The organism is Paenibacillus sp. ALE3, from assembly GCF_054113405.1.
In genome coordinates, this window is record NZ_CM134214.1 from 2,759,468 (window position 1) to 2,767,500 (window position 8,033).

Consider the following 8,033-nt stretch of genomic DNA (forward strand, 5'->3'; position numbering starts at 1 on the left):
TCCTCTATCATTCACAGTTTAACTGACTTCATCGGATCACCATTTGTTCTGTTAATGTCGTGGACGGCTCCACCTCTGAGAGAATCCGGTAAAAAGGTAATACTCGGTTTCCCGGTTTTCGGATGAATGCGAATTTCTGTTTCCACCCCAAATACACTGCGCAGCAGGTCAGGCTGAAGCACATTCTCTGTTATGCCGGAGGCTACCACCTTGCCTTCTTTTAATACATACAATCGGTCACAATAACATGCCGCCAAATTTAAATCATGCAGTGCAGCTAAAGCAGTGATCTGAAGTGTTTTGACCAAATCGAGAATTTGCAGCTGATACCGGATATCGAGATGATTCGTCGGCTCGTCTAAAATGAGAAATTTTGCCTGTCCGGCCAAAGCTCTGGCGATCAATACCCGTTGCTTTTCACCGCCCGACAGAGTAGCAAACCCCTGATCCGCTTGAGCATTCATGCCTACCCGCTCCAGCGCCTGCTCAACCAGTTCATGATCGAAGACGGTATCTGCTTCCAGCAGCTTCTTATGAGGATGGCGGCCCATCAGGACGATGTCCCGTACTGAAAAATCAAACGTTTGGGGCGCATCCTGACTTACCACTGCCATTTGTCGTGCCGTCTCTTTGTACTTCATCCGTAGTAAATCCTGGCCATCCAGCGTCACCAAACCACTATCAGGTCTTAACACACGATACATATTCTTAAGCAACGTCGATTTGCCGCTGCCATTGGGACCGATCAGCCCGACCAGCTCTCCCGTTCTCACCTGGAGACTGATACCGTCGATCAATCGTTTATCGTGAATACTGAAGGTCACGCATTCGACTTCTATATTCATTTTTCGCCTCCAAACGAGTAGGAGCTGCGCCGCAGCAGCCATACAAAAAAGGGTCCACCGCACACAGCCGTTACAATACCAATCGGCAGTTCCTGCGGAGCAAGCACGAGCCGGGCACATACGTCTGCCCACACGACAAAGATAGCTCCCAGAAGCAGGCTGACAGGCAGGACACGTCGATGATCCGACCCCACTATTAGCCTAACGATGTGTGGAATCATAAGCCCGACAAAGCCAATTGAGCCACTAACTGATACGACTGCCCCGGTTAAAAGGGAAGCGACAACAACCAATAATACACGGAACGCCTGCACGTTCACACCGAGCGTTACGGCGGCTTCTTCCCCCGTTAGCAAAGCATTCAGTGAACGGTATCGGGTTAAAAGGACGGCCGTTCCAACAGTTATAATGAGGCTTGGAATAAAAAGCGTATCCCATTGAGCGCCTGCCAGACTTCCCATCATCCAATACATGGCGTCACGGATGCCTTTTTCATTCGGGGCCATCGTAACGATAAAGCTAGTCACAGCCGACAGCATCATAGAGACCGCTACCCCTGCCAACAGCAAGCGGGTCGTCGATATACGCCCGGCCACACGAGCCAACGCGAACACCATGAGCATTGCAGCTAAGGAGCCTATAAAAGCAGATAGGGGCAGTGCAAGTCGTCCCAAAAATCCAAAAGCTCCAAACACAATAACTAACGTCGCTGTCACTGAAGCCCCCGACGAGACTCCTAAAATATAGGGGTCCGCTAACGAATTGCGAATTAATGCCTGTATAGCCGCTCCGGTAACAGCAAGCCCTGCTCCCACGACAACACCTAGCAGCACACGCGGAAAGCGAATTTCCCAGACGATATATTGCTCCGGTTTGGTCCATGTCATGGGTACCCACTGATCCAGCCAGGGCAAGTGGGACAGCGCAATTCGCCATACTGTCCCTGGAGCGACAGCCACAGGCCCCAGCATGACTGCGAGTGTAACTGACAGCACAAGCCCAGCAGTTAACAGCAGCAGAATTGTTGTAAATCTCCATGGAGGCTTCCCTGCTAGATCAGCTCGAGAATTAGCCTTGGATGAATAATCGCTGCTTGTTCTCGAAATCATGAACTAGCCAGTGGCTTTGCAGCCGCTTCCAGCCTTTTCAATCGTTCCTCGATCTCAGAAGCAGAGAAATTCTCGCCCATAATAACCGCAACATCGTTCACTGGCTTTTGCGGTCGAATTGGAATGATTTCCAGCTCACGATAGGCAAATTGGAACATCATCTGCCCCTCCGATTCCAAGAACCGGACAATTCCTTTGGCCCGGTAAATTTCAGCAGGCAAACTGCGGAACAACTGTTCAAACTCGAATCGTGACACAGGTTGTCCAAAAAAATGCGTATGAACAACTACATGGTCGTAGGAATGATAATGCTCTCCGTGTTTGTGGTCATGGTCATGGTCGTGGTGCTCAGGCTCTTGACAGTCATGAGGATGATGGTCTGTATGGTCATCATGACCATACGTGTGAAGACGATTTTCCGCATAATGATGATCATTCCCAATATCGACTGTGGACTCCTTTTGCCGCGAAACTTCCATCCGTTTCTCTCCTTGAATGGAGAAAAAGGTAACCGGGTCTACGTCACTCCGCTCCGTGCTTACAGTCAAAGCATAAGGATTTAATTCTTTTACAAAGGCCTGTACTTTCTGCAATTCTCCCGCAGCCAATAAATCAGTCTTGTTAATAATCAGTTTGGAAGCACATCGTAGCTGATCCTGCATCAAACGAAACGACTTGCTTCTCTCACTACCCAAGGAAAAATCCAGAAATTGACGCGCGTCCATGACCGTGATAACAGATTGTAAAACCATAGAAGAATATATGGAGGCATCTGTCACTGCATCTACAATCTCCATTGGATTAGCCACTCCGGTACATTCTACAATAATCACATCCGGCTTATATTCCTCGGCAAGATTCATGAGCTCGACGCCCAAATCCCCGCGAATGGTACAGCATATACAGCCACTGAGCATTTCCTTCATGGGGGCTTGGTCATTCACCAAACTGCCGTCCAGATTAACATCACCCAACTCATTCATCAAAATAGCTGGCTTGAGACCCTGCTCCTTGTAGTAAGCCAGCGCATGCTGAAGAAGAGTTGTTTTCCCGCTGCCCAAAAATCCGGATAAAACAACAATCGGTATCATATAATCCTCCTTGTCTTTACAGCACTAATATGGATCGTACCGTAAAAGTTTTCTTCTTGCAATCATTTGTCAATTTTTAATCGTAATAATTACTATTAATAAACATAAATATATATGACCACGCTTTGAATTGTCAATATAGGAGGTGATTCAAGCATAATCCTGCGGCATGATTGTCCCAACACAGGCATAGGATGTAGATAAGAATCCTTATTCCTAAGGAGATGTGGAATGAAAAACAGTACGCTGTTAAAGATGCTGCCTTTTATGATTCCGTTTACCTTTCTCATCCCTGTGCTTATTACGCTATCTCCTCAGTGGCTTCGTTTGTTAGGTATGGGGCAGCTGCAGTCATTAAAGACGGTATTTATGGGTATTTTTCTGGAGGCTGTTCCGTTTCTCCTGATCGGTGTACTTATCTCATCCCTTTTGCAGTGGCTTGTACCGGAGACATGGATTCGTAAAATAGCGCCTGCGCATCCTGTGCCGGGTGTCCTGCTCGCCTCCTTGCTAGGTATGCTGTTTCCCATCTGTGAGTGCGGCATGATCCCTGTCGTTCGCCAATTAATGCTCAAGGGAATGCCTGCCTATATGGGTATCACTTTTATCTTAAGCGGACCTATTATCAATCCCGTAGTACTGGCTGCCACGATAATGGCTTTCCCTTCCCACCCTGAGGTCACTGTCGTTCGAATGAGTTTGGCCTTTGTCGTTTCCGCGACCATCGGATTGATCGTATATGCCTTTGTGCGTGCGCATCCGCTCAAACGGTCGTTGCTCTCTTTTAACCAGCAAAAGCAGAACAATCAGATTCATCAGCATAACCGCACATGGCGGGGATTTTTTGTACATGCTGGCGATGAGTTTTTGGACATGAGTAAATATCTCATTATCGGCGCATTATTGACAGCTTGCATCCAAACCTTTATCCCACGTGATGAAATGCTTTCCTTAAGCAATGGAACGGCCGGCTCGTACGCCTTTATGATGGGCTTTGCCTATGTGCTGTCGCTGTGCTCCACCTCCGATGCCTTTGTAGCTACTGCTTTTTCGCATACCTTTACACTGGGTCCACTGGCAGCCTTTCTAGTACTCGGCCCGATGCTTGATTTCAAAGGCACACTCATGCTGCTCAGCACCTTTCGCACCAAATTTGTCGTAATCTTGGGCATGCTCATTATTTTACTCGTTCTGATCGGCTCTATAGCTGCTGAATGGTTATTGGGGAGGTAAATACAAACGTGAATTCAACCTTTAGCATCCGCTGTCAATATGGCATGCGCTCCTTGCTCATGATCGGATTAGCTGTATACATTATCACATTACACCGCACGAGTGCACTTCATTACTACTTGGCTCCGCACATGCAAAAGCTACTTTTGCTCTGCCCTGTGCCACTCATATTTATCGCTTTGGCGATGGCATGGCACGGAATGGTAGGGGGCCGGGACGGTGAAGATGTATGCGATTGCGAGCATCCGTTACCGCAAAGCTGGTACAAAAAAACTCTCGTATATGGGATGCTGCTTATTCCGCTGCTGTTCGGTTCACTGCTGCCCAATCAGGCGCTCGGCAGTGATATGGCAGCCAAAAAAGGTATGTCCTTCACCTATCCCAACCCGGATATCCGACGAAAAACAGATATACAAACCACGAACACATCCGCCTCCTCCCTTTTATCAACTACATCTTTCACACCAACTTCGCTCCCTCTAAGGGGAAAATGGAGTCAGGAAGCGCTGGATAAGCTGTTCGTTCCGCCCGATGAGTACAATGTAGAATTCGCCGAGCTGGCGAAACGTCTGTATCAGCAACCCATTATACAGATCCATCCGGAGATTTTCTCCGAAACTATAGGAGCGATCGAACTGTATAAGCACGCTTTTGAAGGAAAAAAAGTACAAGTCACTGGCTTTGTCTATAAAGACGACAACCTACCGGGTAAAGGTCTATTTGCAGTAGGAAGATTCCTCGTTATGTGCTGTACTGCCGATGCCATGCCATTCGGGATTATCGTCCAATCCCAGAAACCTCCGTCCTTTGACCAGGATACCTGGGTAACTATTGAAGGAACACTGCATGCAACGCAAAAGGACAACATACCCGTACTTGAAATACGATCCGATAAAATAACGACTGTCGAGCAGCCAGAATCCCCTTACGTTTATACTCAAGCAGACTCGGTAGCAACCTATGATCGCTTGAATGCAGCAAACTAAACCCACCAAGGAGGACAAATGATGAATAAGGTTCCTGTTATATTAATCAGTGGTTTTCTTGGAAGCGGCAAAACGACACTACTTTTGCGGCTGTTAGCCCATACCCGCCAAATTCCCCTTCGTGCTGCTGTTTTAATGAACGAAATGGGCGAATATGATGTAGACAGCGCTATTATTTCAGAGGAAATGCCTGACGTAACAGTGGAAGGACTGCTAGAGGGCTGCATTTGTTGCAGCAAAAGAAATGAGCTGGCTGGCGCACTGCATTCCCTGCTCAGCCAAGAGCCGGATGTGATCTTCATGGAGACCACCGGGGTAGCCAACCCCGAGCAGGTGTTAGAGGAACTTCGCTCCCCACTGCTGGCAGATCGGCTGTATCTGGTTCACAGCATCAGTGTAGTGGATGCTGAGCTGTTCCATGAATACAACAGCCGCTTCACTGCAGACAAGGAGCTGGTTCGGACTCTGCACGGACAGCTTCGCTCCGCCGACTTCATTGTGGTGAACAAAACGGATGTCGCAAGTAGCCGTGAAGTGGCTAAGGTCGTCAAGAACATCCGCAAGCTCAACAATACGGCCAAGCTGCAAACTACTGAATATAGCCGTATTGACCTTGAACCACTGCTGGAGCCTGTCCTGACCACCGTATTGGTTGACCCGAAACCTGTACAAGTATTTCAACATACATCGGCACAGATACAGCCCAACCATGCAGAAGTATCGCCTATCCCATATCCCGCTAAAGATAAAGGAAGACCTAGCAGTGACTCCAGAAGTACCGCATTCAAAGTGATTTCTGCACACCGTCATAGCCATCGTCACGATCACGACCGATCCCATTCCTTTTCCCGTCTGGAGAGCTTAACACTGCATCAATATTCTCCTCAGCCATTGGAAAAGCAACGATTAGAAGACTTCCTGACCGGGCTAGGTTCTTCGCTGCTTCGAGCGAAAGGTTATTGTGTGCTTCCGCAAGAGGGCACAATGCTTCTGCAATTCTCAGGAAGTCACTTGGAATGGCAACCCACCGCACTTCCGGTGAGCCGGGGATATGTCACACTCATTGGTGAACAGCTTGACAAAGCATCTATTACCGACCAATGGGAACAGTGCTTCGTTTCGTTGTAATCGACAGATCCGGCTCGAGATGAAAATCCCCTCTGAAATGTTTACGAAATTAAATTATAAAAGGCTGCTCCACTGACCTTAAAAGTCATGGAACAGCCTTTTTTTCGTAACTATCATAATAATGCATATTTGCAGTATGTACCTTATAGGATGTTATGTTGTATGATGTGGAAAATAAAAAAGCCGTCTAGGCTTTCTCGACAGCCTAGATATGACTATGCAGAGTCATACTATTATTCGCTTGGCGGCGTCCTACTCTCCCAGGACCCTGCGGTCCAAGTACCATCGGCGCTGGAGGGCTTAACGGTCGTGTTCGGGATGGGTACGTGTGGAACCCCTCCGCTATCGCCACCAAACATGAATTTGCTTCGCAAACTCTTCGGTAAGGTTATTCGGTTCATCACAAATCGTGTGAATGAATAGCCATACGCTTGTCGTATGTACTTCTACATACCTTCAAGGTATTACACCCTGAAAACTGGATCCGAAACTTCCTTGCGTCTTATCTTAGGATAAGCCCTCGACCGATTAGTATTGGTCAGCTCCATGCATTACTGCACTTCCACCCCCAACCTATCTACCTCGTCGTCTTCAAGGGGTCTTACTTACTGGGAAATCTCATCTTGAGGGGGGCTTCACGCTTAGATGCTTTCAGCGCTTATCCCTTCCGTACATAGCTACCCAGCGGTGCTCCTGGCGGAACAACTGGTACACCAGCGGTACGTCCATCCCGGTCCTCTCGTACTAAGGACAGCTCCTCTCAAATTTCCTACGCCCACGACAGATAGGGACCGAACTGTCTCACGACGTTCTGAACCCAGCTCGCGTACCGCTTTAATGGGCGAACAGCCCAACCCTTGGGACCTACTTCAGCCCCAGGATGCGATGAGCCGACATCGAGGTGCCAAACCTCCCCGTCGATGTGGACTCTTGGGGGAGATAAGCCTGTTATCCCCAGGGTAGCTTTTATCCGTTGAGCGATGGCCCTTCCATGCGGTACCACCGGATCACTAAGCCCGACTTTCGTCCCTGCTCGACTTGTAGGTCTCGCAGTCAAGCTCCCTTCTGCCTTTGCACTCTTCGAATGATTTCCAACCATTCTGAGGGAACCTTGGGGCGCCTCCGTTACTCTTTAGGAGGCGACCGCCCCAGTCAAACTGCCCACCTGACACTGTCCTCGTACCGGATTACGGTACCAAGTTAGAACCTAGATACGATCAGGGTGGTATCCCAAGGATGCCTCCCTTCAAGCTGGCGCTCAAAGTTCAACGGCTCCCACCTATCCTGTACAGATCGTACCCAAATTCAATATCAAGCTGCAGTAAAGCTCCATGGGGTCTTTCCGTCTTGTCGCGGGTAACCTGCATCTTCACAGGTATTAAAATTTCACCGGATCTCTCGTTGAGACAGCGCCCAAGTCGTTACGCCATTCGTGCGGGTCAGAATTTACCTGACAAGGAATTTCGCTACCTTAGGACCGTTATAGTTACGGCCGCCGTTTACTGGGGCTTCGGTTCATAGCTTCGCTCTTGCGAGCTTACCACTCCCCTTAACCTTCCAGCACCGGGCAGGCGTCAGCCCGTATACTTCGCCTTGCGGCTTCGCACAGACCTGTGTTTTTGCTAAACAGTCGCTTGGGCC

At 48.7% G+C, this 8,033-nt stretch carries 6 protein-coding genes and 2 rRNA genes (1 of these 8 cut by a window edge); 3 read left to right on the forward strand and 5 right to left on the reverse strand.

The genetic code is table 11. The features are described 5' to 3' along the window. Positions 1-11 precede the first annotated feature (11 nt). The 3 genes from ACXHJ2_RS11900 to ACXHJ2_RS11910 are packed head-to-tail and all read right to left on the reverse strand — an operon-like array spanning position 12 to position 3,045. On the reverse strand, positions 12-845 hold the full coding sequence (locus ACXHJ2_RS11900) for an ABC transporter ATP-binding protein (protein ID WP_058831528.1): 834 nt from the start codon (positions 843-845) through the stop codon (positions 12-14). Then, positions 842-1,954: a FecCD family ABC transporter permease gene (locus ACXHJ2_RS11905; RefSeq protein ID WP_014599707.1), complete on the reverse strand. Its 1,113-nt coding sequence runs from the start codon at positions 1,952-1,954 to the stop codon at positions 842-844. Before ACXHJ2_RS11905 ends, ACXHJ2_RS11900 begins: the two co-directional genes overlap by 4 nt. Further along, complete coding sequence (locus ACXHJ2_RS11910) at positions 1,951-3,045, reverse strand: CobW family GTP-binding protein (protein WP_165084336.1); 1,095 nt, start codon at positions 3,043-3,045, stop codon at positions 1,951-1,953. The genes ACXHJ2_RS11905 and ACXHJ2_RS11910 overlap by 4 nt, the downstream gene beginning before the upstream one ends. A 231-nt stretch (positions 3,046-3,276) precedes the next feature. Between ACXHJ2_RS11910 and ACXHJ2_RS11915 the strand changes: the two genes are divergently transcribed. The 3 genes from ACXHJ2_RS11915 to ACXHJ2_RS11925 are packed head-to-tail and all read left to right on the forward strand — an operon-like array spanning position 3,277 to position 6,392. Next, positions 3,277-4,278, forward strand: coding sequence for a permease (locus ACXHJ2_RS11915; RefSeq protein ID WP_165084338.1), 1,002 nt, complete (start codon positions 3,277-3,279; stop codon positions 4,276-4,278). 8 nt (positions 4,279-4,286) lie between these two features. After that, entirely contained in the window at positions 4,287-5,264 is a 978-nt protein-coding gene (locus tag ACXHJ2_RS11920) for a TIGR03943 family putative permease subunit (RefSeq protein ID WP_165084340.1), read from the forward strand. An 18-nt stretch (positions 5,265-5,282) separates the two neighbouring features. Continuing rightward, on the forward strand, positions 5,283-6,392 hold the full coding sequence (locus ACXHJ2_RS11925) for a CobW family GTP-binding protein (RefSeq protein ID WP_165084342.1): 1,110 nt from the start codon (positions 5,283-5,285) through the stop codon (positions 6,390-6,392). A gap of 239 nt (positions 6,393-6,631) precedes the next feature. On the opposite strand, the gene rrf is transcribed toward ACXHJ2_RS11925, so the two are convergent. After that, positions 6,632-6,748: ribosomal RNA gene (rrf, locus tag ACXHJ2_RS11930) — 5S ribosomal RNA — on the reverse strand. A 152-nt stretch (positions 6,749-6,900) separates the two neighbouring features. Next, a 23S ribosomal RNA gene (locus ACXHJ2_RS11935) occupies positions 6,901-8,033 on the reverse strand; it runs 1,795 nt beyond the window's last position.

Bases quoted from the DNA above. Each gene is read 5' to 3' on its own strand.
- ACXHJ2_RS11900 (WP_058831528.1), bottom strand. From the start codon at position 845: ATGAATATAGAAGTCGAATGCGTGACCTTCAGTATTCACGATAAACGA.
- ACXHJ2_RS11905 (WP_014599707.1), bottom strand. From the start codon at position 1,954: ATGATTTCGAGAACAAGCAGCGATTATTCATCCAAGGCTAATTCTCGA.
- ACXHJ2_RS11910 (WP_165084336.1), bottom strand. From the start codon at position 3,045: ATGATACCGATTGTTGTTTTATCCGGATTTTTGGGCAGCGGGAAAACA.
- ACXHJ2_RS11915 (WP_165084338.1), top strand. From the start codon at position 3,277: ATGAAAAACAGTACGCTGTTAAAGATGCTGCCTTTTATGATTCCGTTT.
- ACXHJ2_RS11925 (WP_165084342.1), top strand. From the start codon at position 5,283: ATGATGAATAAGGTTCCTGTTATATTAATCAGTGGTTTTCTTGGAAGC.